25 protein-coding genes and 1 pseudogene are annotated in these 22,621 nt (G+C 64.6%); 12 read left to right on the top strand and 14 right to left on the bottom strand.

Annotated elements, in window-relative coordinates; translation table 11 throughout:
• The first annotated feature begins 136 nt into the window (after positions 1–136).
• A complete protein-coding gene (locus ACVMB1_RS21710) occupies positions 137–1,849 on the top strand; it encodes a sulfatase-like hydrolase/transferase (RefSeq protein WP_057015052.1) in 1,713 nt (570 codons plus the stop codon).
• Positions 1,850–1,948: 99 nt separating this feature from the next.
• Here ACVMB1_RS21710 and ACVMB1_RS21705 read toward each other — a convergent pair whose 3' ends face one another.
• From ACVMB1_RS21705 to ACVMB1_RS21695, 3 genes are all read right to left on the bottom strand, one after another.
• On the bottom strand, positions 1,949–3,508 hold the full coding sequence (locus ACVMB1_RS21705; protein ID WP_076824280.1) for a glycine betaine ABC transporter substrate-binding protein: 1,560 nt from the start codon (positions 3,506–3,508) through the stop codon (positions 1,949–1,951).
• Positions 3,505–4,293, bottom strand: a complete 789-nt coding sequence (locus ACVMB1_RS21700) for an ATP-binding cassette domain-containing protein (RefSeq protein ID WP_076824282.1) — start codon at positions 4,291–4,293, stop codon at positions 3,505–3,507. The genes ACVMB1_RS21705 and ACVMB1_RS21700 overlap by 4 nt, the downstream gene beginning before the upstream one ends.
• A gap of 147 nt (positions 4,294–4,440) precedes the next feature.
• Positions 4,441–4,656 (bottom strand): hypothetical protein, encoded by a 216-nt coding sequence (locus ACVMB1_RS21695; RefSeq protein ID WP_016844293.1) that lies wholly within the window; start codon positions 4,654–4,656, stop codon positions 4,441–4,443.
• Positions 4,657–4,886: 230 nt separating this feature from the next.
• On the opposite strand from ACVMB1_RS21695, the gene ACVMB1_RS21690 reads away from it, so the two are divergent.
• The 4 genes from ACVMB1_RS21690 to ACVMB1_RS21675 all read left to right on the top strand — a co-directional run bounded on the left by ACVMB1_RS21690 (position 4,887) and on the right by ACVMB1_RS21675 (position 7,246).
• Positions 4,887–5,723 carry a hypothetical protein gene (locus tag ACVMB1_RS21690; RefSeq protein ID WP_026193124.1) on the top strand — a complete coding sequence of 279 codons (837 nt, stop codon included), beginning with the start codon at positions 4,887–4,889 and terminating at the stop codon, positions 5,721–5,723.
• Between the two features lie 151 nt (positions 5,724–5,874).
• Positions 5,875–6,546 carry a hypothetical protein gene (locus ACVMB1_RS21685; RefSeq protein ID WP_229190056.1) on the top strand — a complete coding sequence of 224 codons (672 nt, stop codon included), beginning with the start codon at positions 5,875–5,877 and terminating at the stop codon, positions 6,544–6,546.
• A gap of 39 nt (positions 6,547–6,585) precedes the next feature.
• Positions 6,586–6,858: a DUF3551 domain-containing protein gene (locus ACVMB1_RS21680; protein ID WP_076824284.1), complete on the top strand. Its 273-nt coding sequence runs from the start codon at positions 6,586–6,588 to the stop codon at positions 6,856–6,858.
• A 115-nt stretch (positions 6,859–6,973) separates the two neighbouring features.
• Positions 6,974–7,246: a DUF3551 domain-containing protein gene (locus ACVMB1_RS21675; protein WP_016844297.1), complete on the top strand. Its 273-nt coding sequence runs from the start codon at positions 6,974–6,976 to the stop codon at positions 7,244–7,246.
• 24 nt (positions 7,247–7,270) lie between these two features.
• On the opposite strand, the gene ACVMB1_RS21670 is transcribed toward ACVMB1_RS21675, so the two are convergent.
• From ACVMB1_RS21670 to ACVMB1_RS21640, 7 genes are read right to left on the bottom strand one after another with little or no spacing between them, the layout of a single operon-like run.
• Positions 7,271–8,470 (bottom strand): FAD-dependent monooxygenase, encoded by a 1,200-nt coding sequence (locus ACVMB1_RS21670; protein WP_141341378.1) that lies wholly within the window; start codon positions 8,468–8,470, stop codon positions 7,271–7,273.
• A 10-nt stretch (positions 8,471–8,480) separates the two neighbouring features.
• A complete protein-coding gene (locus ACVMB1_RS21665; RefSeq protein WP_076824287.1) occupies positions 8,481–8,876 on the bottom strand; it encodes a hypothetical protein in 396 nt (131 codons plus the stop codon).
• 23 nt (positions 8,877–8,899) lie between these two features.
• The gene (locus ACVMB1_RS21660) at positions 8,900–9,082 is read right to left on the bottom strand and encodes a hypothetical protein (protein ID WP_076824309.1); all 183 of its coding nucleotides are present in this window, start codon (positions 9,080–9,082) and stop codon (positions 8,900–8,902) included.
• Between the two features lie 39 nt (positions 9,083–9,121).
• On the bottom strand, positions 9,122–9,715 hold the full coding sequence (locus ACVMB1_RS21655) for a 3-phenylpropionate/cinnamic acid dioxygenase subunit beta (RefSeq protein ID WP_141341381.1): 594 nt from the start codon (positions 9,713–9,715) through the stop codon (positions 9,122–9,124).
• A gap of 32 nt (positions 9,716–9,747) precedes the next feature.
• A complete protein-coding gene (locus ACVMB1_RS21650) occupies positions 9,748–10,554 on the bottom strand; it encodes an SDR family NAD(P)-dependent oxidoreductase (protein ID WP_076824289.1) in 807 nt (268 codons plus the stop codon).
• Positions 10,551–11,900 (bottom strand): aromatic ring-hydroxylating oxygenase subunit alpha, encoded by a 1,350-nt coding sequence (locus tag ACVMB1_RS21645; protein ID WP_076824291.1) that lies wholly within the window; start codon positions 11,898–11,900, stop codon positions 10,551–10,553. The genes ACVMB1_RS21650 and ACVMB1_RS21645 overlap by 4 nt, the downstream gene beginning before the upstream one ends.
• Before the next feature lie 56 nt (positions 11,901–11,956).
• A complete protein-coding gene (locus ACVMB1_RS21640) occupies positions 11,957–13,192 on the bottom strand; it encodes an ABC transporter substrate-binding protein (RefSeq protein ID WP_076824293.1) in 1,236 nt (411 codons plus the stop codon).
• A 131-nt stretch (positions 13,193–13,323) separates the two neighbouring features.
• On the opposite strand from ACVMB1_RS21640, the gene ACVMB1_RS21635 reads away from it, so the two are divergent.
• On the top strand, positions 13,324–14,121 hold the full coding sequence (locus tag ACVMB1_RS21635; RefSeq protein WP_057015063.1) for an IclR family transcriptional regulator: 798 nt from the start codon (positions 13,324–13,326) through the stop codon (positions 14,119–14,121).
• Here the strand turns inward: ACVMB1_RS21635 and ACVMB1_RS21630 are convergent.
• On the bottom strand, positions 14,097–15,020 hold the full coding sequence (locus ACVMB1_RS21630) for a ketopantoate reductase family protein (RefSeq protein ID WP_057015111.1): 924 nt from the start codon (positions 15,018–15,020) through the stop codon (positions 14,097–14,099). The two genes, ACVMB1_RS21635 and ACVMB1_RS21630, sit on opposite strands and share 25 nt — an antisense overlap.
• On the opposite strand from ACVMB1_RS21630, the gene ACVMB1_RS21625 reads away from it, so the two are divergent.
• Genes ACVMB1_RS21625 through ACVMB1_RS21615 form a run of 3 tightly spaced genes read left to right on the top strand, consistent with a single transcriptional unit; the run spans position 15,019 to position 16,821 of the window.
• Positions 15,019–15,186, top strand: coding sequence for a hypothetical protein (locus ACVMB1_RS21625; RefSeq protein ID WP_168857129.1), 168 nt, complete (start codon positions 15,019–15,021; stop codon positions 15,184–15,186). The genes ACVMB1_RS21630 and ACVMB1_RS21625 overlap by 2 nt on opposite strands.
• Before the next feature lie 34 nt (positions 15,187–15,220).
• On the top strand, positions 15,221–16,036 hold the full coding sequence (locus ACVMB1_RS21620) for an ABC transporter ATP-binding protein (protein ID WP_076824296.1): 816 nt from the start codon (positions 15,221–15,223) through the stop codon (positions 16,034–16,036).
• Positions 16,036–16,821 (top strand): ABC transporter permease, encoded by a 786-nt coding sequence (locus tag ACVMB1_RS21615; protein ID WP_057015065.1) that lies wholly within the window; start codon positions 16,036–16,038, stop codon positions 16,819–16,821. Before ACVMB1_RS21620 ends, ACVMB1_RS21615 begins: the two co-directional genes overlap by 1 nt.
• Here the strand turns inward: ACVMB1_RS21615 and ACVMB1_RS21610 are convergent.
• On the bottom strand, positions 16,818–17,651 hold the full coding sequence (locus ACVMB1_RS21610; protein WP_057015066.1) for a helix-turn-helix transcriptional regulator: 834 nt from the start codon (positions 17,649–17,651) through the stop codon (positions 16,818–16,820). The genes ACVMB1_RS21615 and ACVMB1_RS21610 overlap by 4 nt on opposite strands.
• A 92-nt stretch (positions 17,652–17,743) precedes the next feature.
• Between ACVMB1_RS21610 and ACVMB1_RS21605 the strand changes: the two are divergent.
• A pseudogene (locus tag ACVMB1_RS21605) lies at positions 17,744–18,629 on the top strand (SDR family oxidoreductase).
• A 72-nt stretch (positions 18,630–18,701) separates the two neighbouring features.
• Here ACVMB1_RS21605 and ACVMB1_RS21600 read toward each other — a convergent pair.
• Both ACVMB1_RS21600 and ACVMB1_RS21595 read right to left on the bottom strand, forming a co-directional pair.
• Positions 18,702–20,027 carry a 4Fe-4S binding protein gene (locus ACVMB1_RS21600; protein WP_057015068.1) on the bottom strand — a complete coding sequence of 442 codons (1,326 nt, stop codon included), beginning with the start codon at positions 20,025–20,027 and terminating at the stop codon, positions 18,702–18,704.
• A 220-nt stretch (positions 20,028–20,247) separates the two neighbouring features.
• Positions 20,248–20,697 carry a cupin domain-containing protein gene (locus ACVMB1_RS21595; protein ID WP_057015069.1) on the bottom strand — a complete coding sequence of 150 codons (450 nt, stop codon included), beginning with the start codon at positions 20,695–20,697 and terminating at the stop codon, positions 20,248–20,250.
• A 181-nt stretch (positions 20,698–20,878) separates the two neighbouring features.
• Between ACVMB1_RS21595 and ACVMB1_RS21590 the strand changes: the two genes are divergently transcribed.
• Together ACVMB1_RS21590 and ACVMB1_RS21585 are read left to right on the top strand one after the other, a co-directional pair.
• Entirely contained in the window at positions 20,879–21,904 is a 1,026-nt protein-coding gene (locus ACVMB1_RS21590; protein ID WP_057015070.1) for an ABC transporter substrate-binding protein, read from the top strand.
• A 12-nt stretch (positions 21,905–21,916) separates the two neighbouring features.
• Positions 21,917–22,618 carry a hypothetical protein gene (locus ACVMB1_RS21585; protein ID WP_076824298.1) on the top strand — a complete coding sequence of 234 codons (702 nt, stop codon included), beginning with the start codon at positions 21,917–21,919 and terminating at the stop codon, positions 22,616–22,618.
• The last annotated feature ends 3 nt before the right edge of the window (positions 22,619–22,621 follow it).

Here is a 22,621-nt window from a genome sequence, read left to right as displayed (position 1 = left end):
AGGCAAATTCATTGCGCGTTCATGACGATTCAATTACGGTTTTGTGACGCGGCCCAGACACCGGCTGTGCCGCATGCCTCCTGGCCGTTGCCAGTCAAGGCGGTGGCATTGCGCCGGGTTGTATTGCGTCCCGCCCATGGCGCCCGCGCCTCAGCAGAACTCCTCCGTTGCCGCACTGGCCGGCGGTCTTGCCGCGCTTGGCATCTGGCGGTTGATGGCGGTCGCGGCACCGCATTTCGGCGCGCTGATTCTGATGCTGCGCACCGAGACCGATTTCGGCTCGCGGCTTTGCTTCCTGCTCACCTGGGGAATCCTGAACTTCCTGTTCATCGCGCTGCTGCGCCGGCCGGCGCTGTCGGGCGCGCTGTCGCTGACACTGGTCGTGGTCTTGGTGCTGCTGTCGCGCTTCAAGCACGACGTGGTGCAGATGACCGCGAACTTCGTCGACCTGATGGTGATCGACCGCGACACCGCGGCGTTCCTGCTGACGATCTTCCCGAGCCTGCGCTGGTCGATCATCGGCGCCGGCCTCGTCACGCTGCCCCTGATGTACGCGCTGTGGTGGCTCGATCCGTTCCGCATTCGCCGGCTGCCGGCTGCGGCGGCCTGCCTCGCCTGCACCGCGGCGCTCTCGGGTTATGCCTTCGCCTGGCCGGATGAAGCCTGGCGCGGCTATTACGACGACGGCTACCTCTCGAAGTTCGCGCGCTCCGGCGTCACGGCCGTGTCCGATTTCGTCGCCTACGGCTTTATGGAGTCGGATCCGACCGCGAGCGATCAGCTCAAGATGCCCCTGGTCGATGCCTGTCATCCCGCCGGGCGGCGGCCGAACATCATCATGATCCATGATGAATCGAGTTTCGACATCCGCGCCGCCTCCGGCGTCAAGGTGCCGCCGGGCTATGGCAGCCAGTTCAAGTCCTACGACGGCGTCGCGCGCAAATTCCTTGCCGAGAGCAATGGCGGGCCGAGCTGGTTCACCGAGTACAACGTGCTTGCGGGATTGTCCTCGCGCTCGTTCGGCCGGTTCTCCTATTTCGTCACCCGCATCGCATCGGGGCGCGTGGAGCGCGGCCTGCCGTTGGCGCTGCGCCGCTGCGGCTACGACACGCTCTCGCTCTATCCCGCATTCGGCGCCTTCATGAGCGCGCGCAACTTCCAGACCACGACCGGCATCCAGCGCTTCTACGACGCGCATGACCTGCATGCGAAGGATGTCGAGCCCGACAGCTTCTTCTACGACAAGGCGCTGAAGCTGATGGCCGAGCAGAAGACGTCAGGCACGCCGCTGTTCGCCTTCGTCTATCTCGCCGCCAATCATTTCCCCTGGGAAACCAAATTCCGTCCCGAGTTGCTGCCGTCGTGGAAGCGGCCGGGCAATACGCCCGCGGTCGACGAATATCTGCGCCGGCAGGCGATGAGCGCTGGCGACTATGCCGGCTTCGTCGCGGCGCTGAAGAAGAAGTTTCCGGCGCAGCCTTTCCTGATCGTGCGTTACGGCGATCATCAGCCGGAATTCTCGCCGCAGCTGCTCGATCCCGATCTCGACGAGGCCGGCATCGGCAAGAAGCTGATGGATTACGATCCGCGCTATTACGCGACCTACTATGCGATCGACGCCGTCAACTTCGAACCCGTGAAGAGCCCGGCGGTGATGGACACGATCGACGCCGCCTATCTGCCGCTGGTGATTCAGGAAGCCGCGGGCATTCCGCTCGACCCGTCGTTCGAGGAGCAGAAGGCGATCATGCTTCGCTGCAACGGCGCATTCTATTCCTGCAAGGACGGCGCAGAAGCACGCCGCTTCAATCGCCTGTTGATCGACGCGGGGATCATCAAGGGATTGTGAGACGTCGTCATTGCGAGGAGCGTAGCGACGAAGCAATCAATCTTTCCTCGCATGCGGAGAGGTGGATTGCTGCGCTTCGCTCGCAATGAAGGCGAGAGGCTATTTTCCGCCGACCTTCCCCCACAGCCAGCGCGCCACGGCGTCGGGCGACGATGATGCGTCGTTGCCCGACGCGCGCAAATTCGCCTCGCGCATCCCGGCGATATCGATCTTGCCGAGCAGCGGCCGCAGCGCCGCCTTGAGCGCCTCGTCGTCGCGCCGCTTTGGCGACAGCAGGACGATGGCGTCATAGGGCGGGATGGCGTGCCTGTTGTCCTCGAGCGTGACAAGATCGTATTTCGCGATCAATCCGTCGCTGGTGTAGCCCGCGATCACGTCGACCTCGCCGGAGGCAACAGCCGCATACATGAAATCCGGCTGCATCTGACGCTGGGCGCGGAACGTCAGCCCATAAGCCTTCTGGATGCCGGTCCATTCCGGCCGCGAGAAGAATTCATAGTCTCCGGCGATCGACATCGTCGCCGCGCGTGACGCGAGGTCGGCGATCGAATGGATGCCGAGCTCTTCGGCGCGCTTCCTCGGCATCACCAGCGTATAGGCATTCTCGAAGCCGAGCTCGCCGAACAGCGTGATGTCTTGCTTCGCCAGCGTTGTCTGCAATTCGCCCAACAGCTCGGCGCGGGGCTTGATGTCGGTGTGGTGGAACTGGTTGGCCCACAGCGTTCCGGAATAGTCGACATAGACATCGATATCGCCGGCCGCGAGCGCGTCGAAGATCACGTTGGAGCCGAGGCCGGCGCGGGTCGTGGCCGGAAGGCCCGCCGCCTGTAGCCGCTGCGCGATCAACGCCGACAGCACATATTGCTCGGTAAAAGTCTTGGCGCCGACCACGATGCCCGCATGCGGGCGCGCGATCGCGGGCACCACCGTCGCCGCGATCAAGGCGGCAATACCGAGCCCGCCGAGTGCCGTCCGGATGCGGCTGCGATTCCGCAGGCCGTTCTCGATCAGCGCCAGCAATTGGTCAACCACAAGCGCGAGCACGGCCGCAGCGAAACAGCCGAACAGCACGAACACCCAGTTCTGGGTCTGCAATCCCGCGAAGATGTAGTTGCCGAGGCTGGTCTGGCCGATCGGCGTCGACAAGGTGGCGGTGCCGATTACCCATACCGCCGCGGTGCGGATTCCGGCCATCATCACCGGCAGCGCCAGCGGCAGCTCGACCATGGTGAGCGATTGCCGCGGCGTCATGCCGACGCCCTGGGCGGCTTCCAGCACCGCCGGATCGACCCCGGACAGGCCGGTGATGGTGTTGCGCAACACCGGCAGCATCGAATAGAGCGCGAGCGCCAGCACGGCGGGCAGGAAGCCGAAGGCGGAGAAGCTGAAGCCGAGCCACGCTGCGGTCAACGCGGCGAGCGCCAGCAGCAGCGGATAGAACAATGCGAGCAGCGCGAGACCGGGCACGGTCTGCACGATGCTGGCAAGCCCGAGCAACGTCGTGCGCAGCACCGGCCGGTTACGAGCGATGATCGCAAGCGGCAGGCTGATCAGGAGCCCGAGCGCCAGCGCGGCGACGCTGACCCGCACATGATTGCCGAGATAGTCGGGCAGATGGGAAAGCGCCTCGCTCCAGCGCGGATCGGCCGATAGAGTCATGCCGTGTCGCCCCGCGGCAGCAAAGCGCCCAGGCGTTCCGCCTGCCGCCGCGGCGTGCGCATCAGTTCGCCGACATAGCCGTCGGTGCTGGCCGAGAGCTCCGCCGGCGTGCCCTGGGCCAGCAGCCTGCCGCCGCGCATCACCGCGACACGATCGGCCAGCAGCAACGCCTCGGTCATGTCGTGGGTGATCATGACCGTGGTCAGGCCGAGCTCGCGGTGCAGCGTTCGATAATCGTCGCCGAGCGCGTCGCGGGTGAGGGGATCAAGCGCGCCGAACGGCTCGTCCATCAGCACGATGCGCGGCTTCGCAGCCAGCGCACGCGCGACGCCTATGCGTTGACGCTGGCCGCCGGAGAGTTCGTGCGGCAAACGCTCGCGATATTGTGAGTTGTCGAGCCGCACAAGGTCGAGCAGTTCATCGACCCGCGCCGAGATCTCCGCCTGCGTCCAGCCGAGCAGATGTGGCGTGATGCCGATGTTGTCGGCGACGGACAGATGCGGAAACAGCCCACCGCTCTGGAAGACATAGCCGATGCGGCGCCGCAGCAGGATCGGGTCGATGCGGCTGACATCCTCACCCTCGACCGCGATCCGGCCGTGGTCGGCTTCGATCAGGCGATTGGCGAGCCTCAGCAGCGTCGTCTTGCCGGAGCCCGAGCCGCCGACGATCGCCAGGAATTCACCCTCGGCCACGTCAAGCGAGACGTCGTCGACCGCCACCACGCGACCACTGTCAAAACTCTTGCCGACATGCGCATAGGCAATCAGCGGCGTTGCGGGCATTCCAGGGCGACCTCATGTCTCACCGTCGTTAACGACAGTGATAGCCCATAAATTGGACTTTGACTCGAGGCGCGGGCGCCTGCGCGGTGGTTTCGCAGGCTGTTCCGGTCGAAGCGGGTCAGCCCCGTCCGAGGCTGTGAGCACACATCACACTTCGTTCTTGGGTACGTACTTGCCCATGATGCATTTATAGCTCTGCAGGTGCCATTCGTGATACGGCCCCTTGGCGAGCCAATCGGCGATGCCGATCTGCGCATTCACTGCGCAGGCGCCCATGGTGATGCCGGATTGGTCACTGGTGGTGACGACCTTTTCCATGCAGAGTTGAGCATTGCAGAGGATGGCGACGAGCGTAACGAGCATGACGGCCTTTATCAGTGGGGTTAACCCGGTCTGACCCGAATCATGCAGGGTTCATGCCACTATCGGCAGCTCTGGCGTCGCAGCCGACAAGACCGGGAAAGTACGGCCGGAGCGAATCGTCACGGCCGTCAGCGCGTAGCCGCACGCCCGTAGATACGCTATAGTCGCTGCCCAACTACGGCGTGAGATCGGGGCGAGCGAGGAACGTTGCGCGGTCGGGGGCTGCATCGATGATGACGTTACCTGAGTTGGCGGCAGGTGCTTTGGAGAAGTTTCTCGCCACGCATGTCAGCCGCACCTTCGGCGCTTCGCAGGCGCGCTTCGGCGAACTCCTGCCGGCCGCCGCGCGCATCGCGCTGGAATGCATCGGCAACAGCGACGCGCTCTACCACAATGTCGAGCACACCATGCTGGTCACGCTCGCCGGGCATGACATCATCCGCGGCCGCGCGCTGCACACCCACGTCACCGCCGAAGATTACACCCACACCATCATCGCCTGCCTGACTCACGACATCGGCTATGTGCGCGGTCTTTTGAAAGGCGATGGACCCGATGGCTACGTCATCGATGCCTCCGGCAACAAGGTGGTGCTGCCGCGTGGCTCGTCGGATGCCGGCCTGATGCCGTATCATGTCGACCGCTCGAAGCTGTATGTGCTCGACAGGCTCGAGGCCGTCCTTCCACTCGATCGCGAGCGCGTCGCGCGCAACATCGAGGGCACGCGGTTTCCGGCGCCCGAAGGCCAGCAATATGACGATGAGGCGTCGATCGTCCGGGCGGCCGATTTCATCGGTCAGCTCGGCGATCCCAACTATATCAGGAAGGCCAACGCGCTCTATCACGAGTTCGAGGAGGTCGGCATCAACCGCCAGCTCGGCTATGAGTCGCCGGCCGATATCGTCGACCGCTATCCGCAATTCTACTGGAACATGGTTGCGCCGCACATTCAGGGCGCCATCAACTGCCTGAACATGACGGCAAGCGGCCGCCAGTGGATCGCGAACCTCTATAGCAACGTGTTCCGCGCCGAGCGCGAGGTGACGCTGTCCGGCCCGCAAATCTGACGCCGCGGCCTTTCAGCACGGATTGTGCTGCGTTCCCCAGCCGTTCGCGTGGTGTCCACATTTAGGCCTGCTTCGTCGTTGCACAGTCCATGGAAATCAGCGACCTTGCGCCATGGATCCCTCCAGCGACCGTGTTTTCGACCGTTTCAGCATGATCTCCCGTTTCGCTCAATTGATTGCGGCTGCCGTCCTCTGCTGGCCGGCGCTCGCCGTTGCCGCCGGTCCGGTCTACGACGTCGATCTGTACGCGTTGATGTCCGGCACTTGCCGCAACGTCACCGTCGCCGGCCGCAGCTACACCTGCAAGGCGGTCGCCTATTTCCACACCCTGCGCGGCCGTTCCGAATTCACCGTGGTGCTCGACGATCCCGCCGACAAGAGCCACATCATCTCGTTCTCCGGCGAGAGCACCGAGCGCACCCAGGACAATCTGTTCGAGCTCGCGGTCGACCGCATGTTGCTGAAGTCGAGCGACCGCCCGCGGGTGGATGGTCTGCCGGTGCCGCTGGTCGAGATGTCGACGGGCTCATGCCGTCAGGTCGGAAGCTTCATCACGCGGCAGGTGTCCACCATCACCTGCGCCGCCACCGACCAGAACGGCAAGAAATACGAGCTGAGCTTCGAGTCGGACGGCTCGCCGATGACGTTGCGGCGGTTGCGGCAATCGACGCTGCCGTCCGAACGGCAGCGGGCGCGCCAGATCGCGCAGCTCGAATGCCGTCTCAAGGCGCGCGCCGCGCAAGTGCTGCCGCGGGACACGACGGCCTTCATGATCCGCTGCCTCGGTGAGGGCGACGGCAAGCCGGCCGACGAGCAACGATAGCCGGGCCCTGCGTTCCGGACGAGGCTTGAGGAGAATTCGATGCGTTTGAAACTCATCATCATCGCCGCCGTCGGCGTTTGCATCGCCGGGCCCGCCGCCGCACAGATGTACGATCCGAACTATCCAGTGTGCCTGGAAGTCTATGGCGGCAGGCTGACGCCCGAGTATATCGATTGCAGCTACACGTCGCTTCCGCAGTGTCAGGCGACGGCCTCGGGGCGCTCCGCGACGTGTTCGGTCAATCCGTTCTACAAAGGTCCGAAAAAGCCGCCAAAGCAACGGGGGCAGCGACAACGCCAGTCCGCCAACTAGCGCGCTCAGGCTTGCCGCCTGCCGTCGCTCAAGACTGTATGGCCGTCGTGTCCCCAGTGCGGTTGACTAACTCCGGCAGTTGTGAGGAAACGGTCCGAGCAATAAGGAGAATCCGATGCGCCTGAAACTTTTCGCGATCGCTGCGTTCGCGGTCGCGCTGGCCCGACCTGCCGCCGGACAGGCCTATGATCCGAACTATCCGGTCTGTTTGCATCTCTATAACGGGCCGATGGCCGGAGACCACATCGATTGCAGCTACACCTCGATCCCGCAGTGTCAGGCGACGGCATCGGGTCTCTCTGCGATGTGCATCGTCAATCCCTTTTTCGCTCCTCCGCCACCACCGCCGGAACGTCCGGTGCGCCGCGGACGCCATCCCGTTCAGTGAGGCGGGCCCGCGAAACTCGTCCCGTCAAAGTGGCACACGCAAGGCATTGTAGGTGAACAGCCAATCATAGCGCTCGCGCACCCGGTCCGGCTGCCATTCGCGCGAGACATATGCGTCGGCGCCTTCGGCGTCGGCAAGCGCGGGATTATGGAAGCGCCTGGCATTCTCGGCCGACTTCATCACGATCGCGTTCGTCCGCGTCAGCCGTGCGGTCTGGTAGCGCTGCAGTGCTTCGTCGGGCGGGAAGCCTTCAAGACAGCGCGCCAGCACCATGCCGTCCTCGATCGCCATGTTGGCGCCCTGGGCCAGGAATGGCAGTGTTGGATGCGCGGCGTCGCCGAGCAGGCAGGCGCGCCTGACGACGAAGCGATCGAGCGGGTCGCGGCCGAGCAGCGCCCATTTGTAGGGAATATCGAGGCTCGCGATAATGGTGTGGATCTGCGGATTCCATCCGGCAAAGGCTCCGCTGCAGGCCTCGCGCGTGCCGCGTTCGGTCCACGATTCGACCGACCAGCTCTCACCCTCGAAGATGCCGACGAAGTTCAACAGCTCGCCGCGGCGAACCGGATAGGTGATGACGTGGCCGCCCGGGCCGATCCAGTTGGTGCCGACGTCCCGTTGCAGGCTCGCCGGTAGCCGTTCCATCGGCACTAGGCCGCGCCAGGCGGCCACGCCCGAGAAGAACGGTTTGGTGTCGCCGCCGATCTGCCGGCGAATTTCGGAGTGCACGCCGTCGGCGCCGACCACGACGTCGCCGCGCCGACGCTCGCCATTGGCAAGGTGCAGCCAGATGCCGTCGTCGTCCTGGTCAAATCCGGTGCAGCGGCTGCCGAGATGCAGGCGCCCCGGCGCCCGAGCCGTGAATGCGTCGACCAGCACGCGGTGAAAGTCGCCGCGATGCACCATCCAGTAGGGCGCGCCATAGATCGCGCGCGAGGAGGCGCCGAGGTCGAATAGTTTCCAGGTCCTCCCGGTGCTGAACAGCCTGATCTCCTTGCCCGAGGGCTCGCAGGCGATCGCCTGCATCTCTTGCTCAAGCCCGAGCGCGATCAGGACGCGTGTGCCGTTGGCGCTGAGCTGGACACCGGCGCCGAGCTCGCGCAGCTCGGACGCCTGCTCGAAGATCTCGACCTCGATGCCACGCTGCAGCAGCGACAATCCGGCGACAAGGCCGCCGATCCCGGCGCCGGCAATCAGGACCTTTGGCCTGCGGTGTGTACTCACGCGAACTCCGCTATCTGCGCGTGATCAGGAAGTCGTCGGTGAATTCGCCGCGCGACAGCTTGACCGGGATCTCGCCGACGCTGCCGATCTCGACGATCTCCGAGCCGGACTTGTTATCCTGAGGGGTTAACAGCTCGATGCGCTCGGCGATCCGCTCCGCCTGCCAATCGGTCAGTTTCCAGGCAAAGCGGCCGCCGAGATCGCGCATGCCGAATTCGTCGTCGGCAGGCGCCAGCACCAGCGCGTCGCGCGAGACGGCGCCGGGAATCCGCTCCGCGACGGCAATGGTCTGCGGGTCCTCGGCAAAGCGCCGCAGCAGCATTGCCAGGGCGGCGAGATCGGCAGATTCGCCGAGGAACAGGAACAGCGGATGAAAATCGCTCGGCATGTATTCAAATCGCAGCATGATCGTCGGTCCGTTGACTGGGACTACTCGCTGAGCACCTTGATGACGTCCTGGGCGTGGCACAGCTCCACCGTGCCAACGTCGGCGGGCCGGGCAGGGCACTCCAGATAGCGCACCTGCAGACACTGGCCATCGTCCATGTTCTCCACCACTTCGGCGACGACGCCGGCCTCCAGTTTCAGCCGCGTCCCCACCTTGATCGCCATCACGTCAATCATCGCTACCCTTGCAATCCTTGGACGCGCTCAAAAGAACGTCGTGAGATTCTTGGCCAGCAGGATACTCTGTTCAAGCAATATCTCGCGCCGCGCGATCTTCCAGCCAGTGTCGGTCAAGCGCAGCGCGTCGTTGCGGCGGCCGACGAAGATGTAGGTCTCGTACTCGACGCGGTTCTGGTAGACGAGGAAGCGGCTGGTGACGTCGAGCTCGCGCGCCGCCTCGATATCCGGCCGCGCGCCCTTGATCTGCACATTGCTGACCATGTGCGTGATGCGCGACAGCGGCTCCTCGGCATAGTGCACCCCGGTCAGGATCTGCTCGACCCGTTTGGTCAATGTCCATTTGTCCTCGTCGAACCAGCTGATGCCTTCGCCGCGTTTGGTATTCTCGCGCGCAGCTTGCTGGCCGAACTTCACGTTGCGGCGGATCGGCATGAAATAGCTGATGTCGTCGGTGAGTAGCTCGAGCCAGTCGCGGAAGCGACGGTCGTCGAGCAAATCGGCCTCGTGGTAGTAGAAATCCTCGACATCGGCCTTCAGCCGGTAGTAGGCCGCCGATCGCTCGATCGCGGCGTTGCCGGCGTGTTGTTGTTGGTCCTGATCCTGAACGGTCGTCGTCATCGCTATCTCCTCATCAGGCATCGCAGGGGTTGTCAGAGCGCCGGCTTGGGCGGGATCGGTCCGCCCTGCTGGGCGAAGCAGCCGACATCGATCACGGTGCCGGACAGCGTTTCGGCTTCCGGCGACAGCAGGAAGGCGACCACATTGGCGATGTCGTCACCGGCGGCGACGCGGCCCGCGGCGGTGCCCGGCGCGCCCTTGCCGAAACGCGCCGCATCGCCGCCGACACGACCGAGGCTCATGCCGCTGACGATGCCGCCGCCGCCGGGAATCACGGTGTTGACGCGAATGCGCTGGTGGAAGAAGTCGTAGGCCATCGCTGCGCTCAGCGCGACAACGCCGCCCTTGCTCGCGCTGTAGACCGCCATGTTCGGCTTGCCCCAGCCGGCGCCGGATCCGATGTTGACGATCGAGCCGCCGCCTTGCGCGATCATGTGCGGGATCGCGGCGCGGCTAGTCAGATAGGGTCCTTTCAGATTGACGGCGATGATCCGGTCGAACAGCGCCTCGTCGGTGTCGAGCACTGTGCCGAGCGGGCCGATCGCGGCGTTGTTGACGACGCCGTCGATGCGCCCGAACCGCGCCATCGTGTGGGCGACCACCTTGGCGACATCGCCGGCCCGCGATACGTCGGCTTCCATCAGTTCGGCGGAGAGGCCTTCGCGATCAAGCTCGTCGCGCAGGGCCGGAATGGCGTTCTGCGCGGTACTCGAGACCTGCGCCGCCTCGAGACCGAAGGCGACCACCGCGTGGCCGCGCCGCGCGAGGCCGAGCGTGATCGCGCGGCCGATGCCGAAGGTGCCCCCGCTGACGAGGACGGTTTTTGCGGGCGCGCTCATTCTGCGGCCTGCCGGTTGCCGGCGGGTGATCCGAGCAGTTCGTGCCAGTCGCCGCCCTGCATGTAGGTGGTCCAGCGGCGATAGAAGCCGCGCGCGATCTGCTCAGTGACTTGCGTGGAGACATCGCCGCCGAGCGGATGATCGGTGACGTAGGCGCCCATCGACTGCTGATAGTTGAAGGGATAGCGCCGCGCCACCGTGCCGGTGCTCGCCGCGGTCGCATAGAGCCAGTTCTCCATGTCGTCCTGTTCGGTCATGCCGGCGGGGCCGGAGTAGCGCATGTAGTAGCGGCGCAGATATTCCTTGGCTTCGTTCGGCGCGTCCTTGTCGACCAGGAAGAAGCGCCAGCCTTCGGTCGAGGTCGGGCTGTGCGGATGCCAGGCGCAAAGTCCGCGCGGCTGGCGGCCGTGATAGGAGGTGTTGGGGAAGATCGTGCCGACGAACGGCAGCAGCCGCGCCCCTTCGCCGAGCCGCCGCTTGCGTTCCTCGAAACAGTGCCGGAAGTATTTTTCGAGGATCGGGTTGTCGAGGAAGGACTCGATGTATTCATTGGCCTCCGGCTGGATCGCGCTGTGCACGCCATGGCCTTCCGGAAAGCTGATCCAGACGTGCTGCGCCTTCTCCAGCTCGTCGTCGCGGCGGCCCTTCTTGCCGGCGGCAGCGCTCGGGCCTATGCCGATCAGGTCAACCGAGCGATGACTCGGGTTGTGATAGGTGTCGCCGAGGAAATTCTCGGCGGCGAATTTCCAATTAGCGGGGAACACCCATTTGTGGACGCCGATCACCTCGGAGCCGCCCTCGCGGCCGTCGCGGCAGTCGAGCGCCTGGTCGAGATGGATCTTGGCATCGCCGAGATAGGTGATGAAGTCGGGCGCGTCCTTGTCCCAGGTCGCCCAGATCGAGCCCTTGTAGTTGCAGAGCTTCGCCACCGAGACCAGCGAGTTGGCCTCGCGGTCGAGCACCCCGTCATACAGCGTCCGGTGCAGCGGAACGCCCTGCAGCTTGCCGTCGGTGGTGTAGGTCCAGCTGTGATAGGGGCAGGTGAACAACGACGTGTTGCCCTGCTCGTAGCGGCACACCTTCATGCCGCGGTGCCGGCACGAATTCAGAAAGACGTGGATATCGCCTTTCTTGTCGCGGCAGAGGATCACGGATTCCTCGCCCATCCGCGAGGTGTAGAAGTCGCCGGGATTGGGCACCAGGCTTTCGTGCCCGACCAGCAGCCAGGCGCGCGTGAAGACCTTGTCGAGCTCCTGCCGATAAATATCGGCGTCCACGAAGATCTCGCGGCTGATGAAGCCACCCTTGACGTCAACAAGCTGATCGAAATCGTTGCGAAGCGGCATCGGCTCCTCCTTGATCTTGCATGCGCGACCGCGCGTCGCGGCGATAATGGTGCGTCCTACTTGTCGAGCTTGCAGCCGCCCGTTCCCTCGGGGCGGAAGGCCTTGTCGCCGGGGATGGCCGCGATCTTCTGGTAGTAGTCCCAGGGATATTTGCTCTCATCCGGCTTCTTCACGCGGTAGAGCGAGAGGTCGTAGACGACGCGGCCGTCTTTGCGGATGTGCGCGGGGCGGCCGAAGAAATCGACCGGCAGCTTGCGCATCTCGCCGTTAACCACCTTCGCCTCGTCGCTGCCGCCGGCCTCGATCGCCTTCAGATAGTGGCGCACGGCGGCGTAGGTCGCGGCCTGCAATTTGGTCGGTTCACGCTTCTCGATCTCGATGAAGCGCTTGGCGAAGGCGCGGGTGCCGTCGTCATCATCCCAGTAGTATTGGGACGCGATGTACATGCCCTGCGCGTCGCGCAGGCCGATCGAATGGACGTCGGAGATGAAGGTCAGCATGCCGACGATGGTCTGCCCGCCCTGTTGCAGGCCGAATTCGTGGGTCTGCTTCACCGCGTTGACGGTGTCGGCGCCGGTGCCGGCCAGCGCCACCACCTTGGCGCCGGAGCTCTGCGCGGCCAGCAAAAAGGATGAGAAGTCGGTGGTGTTGAAGGGATAGCGCACCGCGCCGAGCACCTTGCCGCCCGTATCGGTCACCGCGCGCGAGGCGTCCTTCACCATCGCGGTGCCGAACGAGTAATCGACCGCGACGAAGAACCATTCCTTGCCGACGCGGCGGCTCAGCTCGCCGACCAGGCCGGCCGACAGTGCGTAGGTGTCGTCGGCCCAATGCGTGACGACGGGCGAGCATTTGTCGCCGGTCAAATCGGACGTCGCGGCGCCCGAGACCAGCGCGGTGCGGTTGCTCTGCGTTGCAAGGCCGGCGACGGCGAGTCCGACCGAGCTCACGGCGAGATCGGTCACCGCGTCGACATGCTCGACGTCGAACCATTGCCGCGCGATTCCGACCGCGACGTCCGGCTTGTTCTGGTGATCCGCCGAGATGATCTCGATCGGCTTGCCCAGCACCTTGTTGTGAAAATCCTCAGCGGCAAGCTTGGCGGCGGTCACCGAGCCCGGCCCGCCGAGATCGCGGCCGCTGCCGTAGTCACCCAGCACCGCAATCCGCACTACGCCGTCCGAGATGCCTGAGCCGTCGGGTGCGGCGTACGCCAGCGGCGCTGTGAGCATCAGCGTGGCGATCGCGGCCGCGGCCCATCTGCGCGAGGTGTTTGTCTCCAGCAATTCCAATCCTCCCGTCGATTTTTCGCATGTCCATCTAGTGGACATTATTCTCATAATTTGCGATACTATCCGCGCGGGCCGCTTGGTCAAGCGCGCTGGATGCAGCGCGCCCCTGCCGATTTTGCGGATGTGGACGGATGGCAAAGAAACCGAAGGCAGAGGTTCTGGACGCGGAGCAGGGGGCGTCAGGCGTGCGGGCCGTCGACCGCGCCATCGCGATCCTGCAATGCTTCACGCCGGATCAGCCGGCGATGAGCGTGATCGAGATCCAGAAGCGGGTCGGGCTGAGCCGGCCGACGCTCTATCGCCTGCTGCAGACGCTGGCGCAGCGCGACCTGATCCAGGCCGAAGGCGACCCGCAGCGTTTCCGGTTGTCGCACGGCGTGATGAAGCTGGCCCATGTCTGGCTGAAGGGTCTCGAGGTGGTCGCGATCGCGCGCCCGGTCGTCGAAGGCCTGCGCGAGGCGACCGGCGAGACCGCAGCGTTGTTCCGCGAGCAGGACGATCGCGGCATCTGCATCCTCGAATGCGAGAGCCGTCACGTGCTCTCGATCAGCCGCGGCGTCGGCCACAGTCTGAGCCTGATCCAGGGATCGACCGGCAAGGCGATGCTGGCCTTCATGGACCCGAAGCGGCAAGCCGCGCTTCTTGCCAGCATTGCAAAGAGCGCGGACCGTGCGCGGCTCGAGGACGCGCTGACCTTTGCGCGGCGCAACGGCTATGCGACCAGCCATGGCGAGATCTTCGCCGGCGCGGTTGCCGTCTCCGCGCCTTGTTTCGATCACCGCGGCGAGGTGGTCGGTTCGGTCGGCCTCTACGGACCGAGCGCGCGCATCGACGAGCGGAAGCTATTGGAATATTCAAAGCTGGTGCGCGAGGCCGGCCGGCAGATTTCGGTTCTGCTGGGCTATCAGGACGGCGCGCCCATCGCATAGGGCTTCAACACCGCATAGAGCATGTCGTGCGTCGGCGTCGGGACGCCGAGCTTGCGGCCGAACTCGACCACCTTGCCGTTCAGCCACGGCAGTTCGAGCCGGTTGCCACGCTCGAGATCGAGCGCCATCGAGGCCTTCATCGCCGGCGGCGCGTGTCCGATGAAGTCGAGCACTTTCGTCAGCGCATCCGGCGGCAGCCTGATGCCGTTGGCGTGCGCGATGGCGATGATCTCCTCGCAAGCCGATACGAAGAGCGGGCGCAAATCGGGATCGTCGCGCAGCTTGCCGATCGGCAGCCTTGTGACCGCGGTCATGCCGGCATTGGTGGCGAGGCCGACGAACTTCATCCAGAGCTCGGTGTTGATCTGCTCGCTCAAGGTCGCGTCGAAGCCGGCCTTCAGGCAGAGATCGAGCAGCGCCTTGCCGCGCGGCGTGATGCGGCCGTCGAGCTCACCGAAGATCATGCGCATGAAGGTGCCGACCTGGTTGATGACGCCAGGCTTGATGATCGAGGCCGAGATCTGTGCCACGCCGCCCATCACCGCGTTGCGTCCCAGAATCGGGACCAGCCTGTCGGGCGCGTCGATGCCGTTCTGCAGCGGGATCACCGCGGTGTCGGGGCCGACCATCGGCCTGATGTGTTGGCCGGCGCTCTCGACGTCCCACAGCTTGACGCAGAACAGCACGATATCGACCGGGCCGACGCTTGCCGGATCGTCGGTCGCCTGGGTCGGGACCAGATGGGTTTCGCCGCGGCCACCCTGAACCTTCAGCCCCTCGCTGCGCATGGCGGCCAAATGAGCGCCGCGCGCGATAAAGGTGACGTCGGCGCCGGCATGCGCGAGCGCCGCACCAAAGCCGCCCCCGACGCCTCCGGCGCCCACCACTGCGATCCGCATGATTGTCTCCTTGTTCGTCGCTTTGGGCTGCAGCCTCGACGATGTCGGCGCAATGCGCAACCCGGTTGCGCAATTGCGCAACCCCGGCCTGTCTGAAAATCGCGTGACCACAGCCTTGTTTGCTACGCCATCTTCCTGCGTTGAACTTGCCTGCCCGAACCGCTAAGCCATCTCGGAAAGTTCGGGAGGGATGCGTGGCGATGACGGAGCCGACGGCGGTCGCGCTTGACAGTGCGACGGTGGCGTTTCGGTTGGCGGATGGACGCGTCTATACCGCGGTCGAACGGGCCAATCTTTCGGTTGATCATGGCGAGTTCGTCGCCATTGTCGGTCCGACCGGATGCGGGAAGTCGACGCTGCTGAACGTCACGGCTGGGCTGCTCAAGCCCGCGGCCGGAACAGCAAGGATCTTCGACAAGCCGCTGAGCGGCCTCAACCGTGATGCCGGCTACCTGTTCCAGGCCGATGCGCTGTTCCCCTGGAAGACCGCGATCGACAATGTCGCGATCGGGCTCGAGATATCAGGCACGCCGCGCGCCGAGGCGCTCGCGCGCGCGCAGAAATGGCTGACCTCGGTCGGGCTCGACGCCTTCGCCAATCGCTATCCGCACATGCTGTCGGGCGGCCAGCGCAAGCGTGTTGCGCTGGCGCAGGTCCTGATCCGCGATCCGAAGATCCTCCTGATGGACGAGCCGTTCGGTCCGCTGGACGCCCAGACCCGGCAGATCATGGGCAATCTGCTCTTGGAATTGTGGAGCGCCGACCGCAAGGCGGTGCTGTTCGTCACCCACGATCTCGAGGAGGCGATCGCGCTGGCCGATCGCGTCGTGATCATGTCGGCCGGTCCTTCCGCGCGCATCATCGGCGACTGGCGCATCACGCTGCCGCGGCCGCGCGACATCGCCGAGATCCGGATGGAGAAGGATTTCCATGCCCTGCACCGCGAGATCTGGGGCGTGCTGAAGGACGAGGTTATGAAGGGTTATGTCCAGTCGACGCAGGCGGGAGCTGCCTGATGTCGCGCGTCACACTGTTGTCCCTGCAGGTTCTGGTCGCCGTCGTCACGCTGGCGCTGTGGCAGGTCTTCTCCACCGTGTCGGTGTTCGGCAAGGTGCTGTTGCCGCCGTTCTTCTTCTCCAATCCGCTCGACGTCTTCAGCCAAATCGTGAAATGGTTCTCGACCGGGGTGATCTGGAAGCATCTCGCGATTACGCTGTGGGAATCCATCCTCGCCTTCGTGATCGGCTCGGCCGGCGGCATTCTGGTCGGCTTCTGGTTCGCGCGGCAGCCGCGCGTCGCCGCGGTGTTCGATCCCTATGTGAAGATGGTCAACGCGCTGCCGCGCGTGGTGCTGGCGCCGATCTTCGCGCTGTGGTTCGGGCTCGGCGTCTGGTCCAAGGTCGCGCTCGGCGTGACCTTGGTGTTCTTCATCGTGTTCTTCAACGTCTACCAGGGCGTCAAGGAAGTGCCGACCACGGTGCTCGACAATGGCCGCATGCTCGGCATGAACGAGCGGCAGCTGATGCGCCACGTCTACTGGCCGTCGGCGCTGTCCTGGATGTTCTCCTCGCTGCACACCTCGGTCGGCTTTGCCGTGGTCGGCGCGGTGGTCGGCGAATATCTCGGCTCCGCCGCCGGCCTCGGCTACCTGATCCAGCAGGCCGAGGGCGTCTTCGACGTCGCCGGCGTGTTCGCGGGCATGTTCGTGCTGTCCGCCTTCGTCATCCTGATCGACATGGGCGTGACGATGGTCGAGAATCGGCTGCTGGTGTGGCGGCCGACGCCGGTGACGCATGATTAGGGTACTGCCTCGATCAACCCGCGGATATTCTCCGTCACCTCCGGGTCAATCGGATTGTAGACGATCATGCTGAGGTCGGGCCGGCCATCGACCGCGAACGCCGAATATTCGAACTTGACCTGACCCAGGATCGGGTGCCGCAGCTGCTTGACGCCCTCGCCATGGGCTCGCACGTCATTGTCGCGCCACAGCGCCGCGAATTCCGGGCTGAGCCGGCACAACTCGTCGACGAAGGGTTGCACCTCGGCAGCTGCGCCGGCGCGCGCAGCGTCCACCCTGAAGGCGCCGACCACGAAGCGCGCCACGCTGGCCCAGTCATGTTGTGCCGCGCGGACGCGCGGATCGAGGAACATGAAGCGCAGCACGTTGCGCTCGCGCGCCGGCAGCGATCCGTAGTCCGTCAGCATGACGGTCGCGGCCCGGTTCCAGGCGACGATATCCCAGGTTGCGGTGCGTATCACGGCGGGGCGCGGCTCCAGCGCGTCGAGCACGCGCTGCAGCCGGGGGGTGACGCCTTCGCTCTTCTGGTAGCGCACCTCGGGCGTGCGGCCGAGGGCGAGCAGGAACAGATGCTCGCGCTCGACATCGGTCAGCATCAGCGCACGCGCGATGCGGTCGAGCACATCGGCCGAGGGCGCGCCGCCGCGGCCCTGTTCGAGCCAGGTGTACCAGGTCGCGCTGATGTTGGCGCGCTGCGCCACCTCTTCGCGGCGCAGGCCCGGCGTGCGCCGCCGCTCCGGCGGAAAGCCGAACACGGCCGGATCGAGCTTGCTGCGGCGGTCCTTCAGGTAGGCGCCGAGCAGGTTCTCTTGCGCGAGCGGTTCGCTCATCCTGTTAGCTATTATACCATGATAAGGTCACTACTTTAACAGGATAGCGCGCAGGGCCAGATTTGTCTCCAACGAAACCTGGAGACTTCCTCATGCGTGTGTTCGTCACTGGTGCCACCGGATTCATCGGCACGCCCGTCGTCAAGGACCTGATCGCCGCCGGACATCAGGTTCTTGGTTGTGGCCCGTTCGGACGAGGGGGCGAACGCGATCTCTGCCATTGGCGCGGAGGTTCTTCGCGGCTCGCTCGAGGACCTTGATAGCTTACGCAAGGGGGCGAGCGCTTCGGATGCTGTCATTCACCTGGGCTTCGTTCACGACTGGTCTAATTTCGCGAAGAGTTGCGAGATCGACCGCCGCGCCATCGAAGCGCTGGGTTCTGTTCTGGCCGGATCGGACAGGCCGCTGATCGTGACCGGGGGCTTGGCGGGATTGGCCGCGCCCGGCCAGATCGCGACTGAGGACCAAACGATATCGCCGGATTTCCCATTTCCCCGTGTGTCGGAACAGACGGCCCTGTCGCTAAAGGGCGTCCGCGCGTCGGCCATGCGTCTTCCCCAGGTCCACGATCCCGTCAGGCAGGGTCTCATCACCCCCTTGATCGCGGTGTACCGCGAAAAGGGCGCGTGCGCCTATCTCGGCGATGGGCAAAATCGCTGGCCGGCGGCGCATGTTCTCGACGTGGCGCGTCTCTACCGGCTGGCCATCGAAAAGGCTGAGCCGAACGCAAGGTATCACGCCGTCGCGGAAGAGGGGGTCTCGATGCGCGATATTGCCGAAACGATCGGACGGCGGCTGAAGCTGCCGGTCAAATCCATCGCCCCGCAAGAGGCGCAGGCCTTCTTTGGCTGGCTCGGCACGTTCGCGGCATACGACATGGCGGCTTCCAGCGAGCAGACGCGCAGGAAACTTGGATGGCAGCCGACCGGGCCGGGGTTGATTGCCGATCTCGAACAGCTGATCGATTCCGCGCAGTAAGAAGCAGCGCAGTAGGATGCGTAGGGTGGGATAGCTGAAGGCGTAAGCCACCCTACGCATCTACGCTGCGGCTCAGAGCGGGAAGCACCGCATGTAGGCGGCGAACAATGCTTCGTCGCTGTAGCTCACCAGCTTCGCGGCAATCGCGTCGGCCAGTTCGAGGTCGCGGTTCTGCACGCGCAGCCAGGCCTGGGTATCGGCGGTGATGGTCAGAGCCGCCTCTCCGACATGCCGTCCCGGCACGACCTGGAGATCCTTGCCCTTGATCGCAACGGTCATGTCCAGCGCGCTCGTGCCGGTGAAGCGCAGATGCGTCACGAAATCCAGACCTCGGGCCCTGCCGCGCTGGAATCCGAGCGAGAGCGAAAAGATATAGGCCTGCAGGCTGCCGGTATGGCGGCCAGACGTGACATGCTGAAGTTTTTTGTGCGGAAAGCGCCGCGTCACCGTGTCCTCGGCGTCGGTATCCGGGATCACGTAGACGAACTCGTCCTTGTCGATCAGCGGCTGCACCACATCGGAGAAGTGGGCGTCGCGATCGTGGAGGAAGGGGCCGATCACGTCTTCGCCGGCCGGGCAAGCCGAAATGCAATAGGCCGCCTTGTAGCCAGGCTTGAACGACAGCGATTGCCAGATGTTTAGCGTCTCGGTGCGGGGAACGCGGGCGCGATAATCCCTTGCGTCCTTTGCATCCGCGACCTTCTCCACCCACTGCGAGAAGTTGCCGAGAAAGTCGTGATAGTTGTGGGTGTGGCAGGACAGGAAATCGAAGCCGCCGTCCGGCTTGATGGCGCCGACCGGGCAGGCCGCGACGCACAGTTTGCACTCCAGGCAGGGATTGTAGTCGATCGGGTGGTCATGCGCGTCGACCTCGCATCCGAGCAGGATGGTGCCGAGCAGGACGAAGCTGCCGAATTTCGGGTGGATGACGCTGCGATGGATTCCCATGCGGCCGAGACCGGCTTCCACCGCTATCGGCTTGTGCTGGACCATCATGATCCTGGGCAGGTCCATCTCCATCGGGAACGCGGCAACCGAGTTGCAGGCCGGGATGCCGTGCTCGTCGAGCGCGCGAACGATGGCACGCGCGGTTTCGTTGACGTGATCGTAGGTGCTGTGGAATTCCTCGTTGGCGACCGAGCGCGAGGGCGAGCGCACCGGCTCGCGGTTCATGTGGCAGACGATCGCGAGCAGGGAGCGCGTCCGGCCATAGACCTTGCGAATGAAGTCCCGCTGCGGCGCGATGGCGGCCCGTTCGAACTCGATGATGCCGACATCATCGGCTCCGCATCTGCGCGCGATGTCCTTGATCAGTTCCGATGAAACCGGGACGTCGCGGACCGGTTCGCTGCTGCGAGCGCGCACAGCCCTGACCGTGGGGTGATCGTCCAGGCTCATGGGTCTAGCTTTCTATTAAATGACGATCGTCATACTATGGAGCGAACGAACTTGGGGCAAGTGAATTATCTGTCAAGTGTCATGTCATGGAACCGGCGCCGGCGCGCGCGCGACTTTCGTCATTGCGAGGAACGAAGCGACGAAGCAATCCATGGGTCCGCCTATCCGGAGAGATGGATTGCCTTCGCTTCGCTCGCAATGACGTTGAGGATGGCCGTAATCAATCCAGCAGCTTGGTATCATCCGGCGCCTGCGGCGGCGTCTTGATCGCGATGGCCTTGATGGCGCGGCCGTTCGGCTTGGTGCCGCCATGCGGCGTGCCCTTCGGGATCACGATCAGGTCGCCCGGCTTCACCGTCACTTCCTTGTCGCCGAGCCAGACTGTGCCGGTGCCTTCGAGGACGAACTGCATCTCGTTGGTGTTGGGATGCATGTGCTTCGGCCCATTGCCGTCCTGGATAGAGACGGTGGCGCCGTCGGCGGAGACGAACATCTTGGAACGGAAGCCGACCTTGTTGGCGTCGCCGAGCTTGTCGCCCTCCATCTCGCCGGTGTGGATGACCCGCGCCGTGATGTTTTCGGCGGCGAGCGCCGGCCGCAGCAAATGGGTGATGCCACAGCCCGCGGCAAAGGCGGTAGCGATCGACAGCGCGGTTGCAATACGATTCATGAAGACCTCCCTTGATGTTTCCCTTGAAGTATTCTTGGTGCTTATGGTTTTGGCGCTTCTTCTGCGTTTTCTTGTATCCGCGATGCTATGCCGCCCCCCAGGCTTGACCAGCTGTCGGAAAGTCGCCTTCTCAAGGCCTGCCGGCTCCTCTATCTTGCCGGCCAGTCGAACGGAGGACGTCATGAACAAACTGCTTGGCAAGCTTGCCGGAATGCTGCTGGCGCTGACCCTGTCCACGGGCCTTGCCGCGGCGCAAAGCAAGATCACCATCGCGGTCGGGGGCGGCGCTTGCCTGTGCTATCTGCCCACCGTGCTGGCCAAGCAACTCGGCGAATACGACAAGGCCGGGCTCGCGGTCGAACTGGTCGACCTCAAGGGCGGCTCGGATGCGCTCAAGGCCGTGCTCGGCGGCAGCGCCGACGTCGTCTCCGGCTATTTCGACCACTGCGTCAATCTTGCGGCCAAGAAGCAGGAGCTGCAGGCCTTCGTGGTCTATGACCGCTATCCCGGCCTCGTGCTGGTGGTGTCGCCGAAGCACACCGGCGAGATCAACTCGATCAAGGATCTCGCCGGCAAGAAGGTCGGCGTCAGCGCGCCGGGCTCCTCGACCGATTTCTTCCTGAAATATCTCTTGAAGAAGAACGGCCTCGATCCTACGGGCACCGCCGTAATCGGCGTCGGCCTCGGCGCCACTGCGGTGGCCGCGATGGAGCAGGGCCAGATCGACGCCGCCGTGATGCTCGATCCTGCCGTCACCGTGCTGCAGGGCAGCTACAAGGACCTCAAGATCCTCAGCGACACCCGCACCCAGCACGACACGCTTGCGGTGTTCGGCGGCGAATATCCCGGCGGCGCGCTGTATTCGACCGCGGCCTGGGTCAACGGCCACGAGAAGGAGGTGCAGGCGCTGACCAATGCGATCATGGCGACGCTGGCCTGGATCCATTCGCACAGCGCCGAAGACATCATGGCCAAGATGCCCGACGAGCTCGTCGGCAAGGACAGGGCGCAGTATCTCGCGGCCCTGAAGAACACGATCCCGATGTATTCCGAGACCGGCAAGATGGACCCCAAGGGCGCGGAAGCCGTGCTCGCGGTGTTCAGCGAAGGGTCACCCGATGTCGCGAAGGCCGGCATCGACGTCACCAAGACCTACACCAACAAGTTCGTCGACCAGGTCAAGAAGACGACCGGAAACGCGAAGTAAACACGTTCGGATATGCAGTCTCCGCTCATTTGTCGTGTCACCGCGCTCGACCTTGCCTTGCAGCGGCGTCCCTGGCCGTTTGCGGACGAGCGGCGCGTCGAGATCGACGCGCATTTCGCCGAGCAGCAGCGGCTGAACCCGAACCTGTGGAACGGCCGTGTGCTGCTCGGGCGCGATCCGGTCTTCGCCGGCGAGCGGCTCAGCGCGAGCTATTTCGAGACCGATTTCGCGAGCTTCCTCGCTTGGCGCGACTGGGGCTTTCCGGACCACGAGGTGTTCAACGGTTTCGGCATGGGGGCGCTGCTCGCCAGCGACGGCGCCTTCGTGTGCGGGGTGATGGGCGAGCAGACCGCGAATGCCGGCCGCATCTATTTCCCGTCAGGGACGCCCGATCTCGACGATATCAGGGGCGACACGGTCGATATCGCCGGAAGCGTGATGCGCGAACTCGAGGAGGAGACGGGATTGTTGCCATCGGATTGCCGCGGCGACGCCGATTGGCACTGCATCTACACCGGGCCTGCGCTTGCGATGATGCGGATCCTGCGCGTCGATATGCCCGGTGACGCGCTGCGGGCGCGGATCGAGGCCAATCTCGCGCGCCAGGCAAATCCCGAGCTTGCGGGCATCCATCTGGTGCGCAGCCGCGCCGATCTCACTCCCGCAATGCCGCGCTTCGTCACCGCATTCATCGAGACGCAGCTGCCGGCCTAGGCA

It is taken from the genome of Bradyrhizobium sp. USDA 4504, from assembly GCF_054063995.1.
Note: the sequence above shows the minus strand (reverse complement) of the source record. Positions and strands in the feature narration are given on the sequence as shown.

What these genes read in the sequence shown, in the direction of transcription:
- ACVMB1_RS21645 (WP_076824291.1), bottom strand. Translation starts at nt 11,900, where the DNA reads ATGCCGCTTCGCAACGATTTCGATCAGCTTGTTGACGTCAAGGGTGGC.
- ACVMB1_RS21710 (WP_057015052.1), top strand. Translation starts at nt 137, where the DNA reads ATGGCGCCCGCGCCTCAGCAGAACTCCTCCGTTGCCGCACTGGCCGGC.
- ACVMB1_RS21680 (WP_076824284.1), top strand. Translation starts at nt 6,586, where the DNA reads ATGCGTTTGAAACTCATCATCATCGCCGCCGTCGGCGTTTGCATCGCC.
- ACVMB1_RS21620 (WP_076824296.1), top strand. Translation starts at nt 15,221, where the DNA reads ATGACGGAGCCGACGGCGGTCGCGCTTGACAGTGCGACGGTGGCGTTT.
- ACVMB1_RS21695 (WP_016844293.1), bottom strand. Translation starts at nt 4,656, where the DNA reads ATGCTCGTTACGCTCGTCGCCATCCTCTGCAATGCTCAACTCTGCATG.
- ACVMB1_RS21630 (WP_057015111.1), bottom strand. Translation starts at nt 15,020, where the DNA reads ATGCGGATCGCAGTGGTGGGCGCCGGAGGCGTCGGGGGCGGCTTTGGT.
- ACVMB1_RS21600 (WP_057015068.1), bottom strand. Translation starts at nt 20,027, where the DNA reads ATGAGCCTGGACGATCACCCCACGGTCAGGGCTGTGCGCGCTCGCAGC.
- ACVMB1_RS21650 (WP_076824289.1), bottom strand. Translation starts at nt 10,554, where the DNA reads ATGAGCGCGCCCGCAAAAACCGTCCTCGTCAGCGGGGGCACCTTCGGC.
- ACVMB1_RS21585 (WP_076824298.1), top strand. Translation starts at nt 21,917, where the DNA reads ATGCAGTCTCCGCTCATTTGTCGTGTCACCGCGCTCGACCTTGCCTTG.
- ACVMB1_RS21610 (WP_057015066.1), bottom strand. Translation starts at nt 17,651, where the DNA reads ATGAGCGAACCGCTCGCGCAAGAGAACCTGCTCGGCGCCTACCTGAAG.
- ACVMB1_RS21615 (WP_057015065.1), top strand. Translation starts at nt 16,036, where the DNA reads ATGTCGCGCGTCACACTGTTGTCCCTGCAGGTTCTGGTCGCCGTCGTC.
- ACVMB1_RS21685 (WP_229190056.1), top strand. Translation starts at nt 5,875, where the DNA reads ATGATCTCCCGTTTCGCTCAATTGATTGCGGCTGCCGTCCTCTGCTGG.
- ACVMB1_RS21635 (WP_057015063.1), top strand. Translation starts at nt 13,324, where the DNA reads ATGGCAAAGAAACCGAAGGCAGAGGTTCTGGACGCGGAGCAGGGGGCG.
- ACVMB1_RS21625 (WP_168857129.1), top strand. Translation starts at nt 15,019, where the DNA reads ATGATTGTCTCCTTGTTCGTCGCTTTGGGCTGCAGCCTCGACGATGTC.
- ACVMB1_RS21690 (WP_026193124.1), top strand. Translation starts at nt 4,887, where the DNA reads ATGATGACGTTACCTGAGTTGGCGGCAGGTGCTTTGGAGAAGTTTCTC.
- ACVMB1_RS21665 (WP_076824287.1), bottom strand. Translation starts at nt 8,876, where the DNA reads ATGCTGCGATTTGAATACATGCCGAGCGATTTTCATCCGCTGTTCCTG.
- ACVMB1_RS21590 (WP_057015070.1), top strand. Translation starts at nt 20,879, where the DNA reads ATGAACAAACTGCTTGGCAAGCTTGCCGGAATGCTGCTGGCGCTGACC.
- ACVMB1_RS21700 (WP_076824282.1), bottom strand. Translation starts at nt 4,293, where the DNA reads ATGCCCGCAACGCCGCTGATTGCCTATGCGCATGTCGGCAAGAGTTTT.
- ACVMB1_RS21705 (WP_076824280.1), bottom strand. Translation starts at nt 3,508, where the DNA reads ATGACTCTATCGGCCGATCCGCGCTGGAGCGAGGCGCTTTCCCATCTG.
- ACVMB1_RS21595 (WP_057015069.1), bottom strand. Translation starts at nt 20,697, where the DNA reads ATGAATCGTATTGCAACCGCGCTGTCGATCGCTACCGCCTTTGCCGCG.
- ACVMB1_RS21660 (WP_076824309.1), bottom strand. Translation starts at nt 9,082, where the DNA reads ATGGCGATCAAGGTGGGGACGCGGCTGAAACTGGAGGCCGGCGTCGTC.
- ACVMB1_RS21675 (WP_016844297.1), top strand. Translation starts at nt 6,974, where the DNA reads ATGCGCCTGAAACTTTTCGCGATCGCTGCGTTCGCGGTCGCGCTGGCC.
- ACVMB1_RS21655 (WP_141341381.1), bottom strand. Translation starts at nt 9,715, where the DNA reads ATGACGACGACCGTTCAGGATCAGGACCAACAACAACACGCCGGCAAC.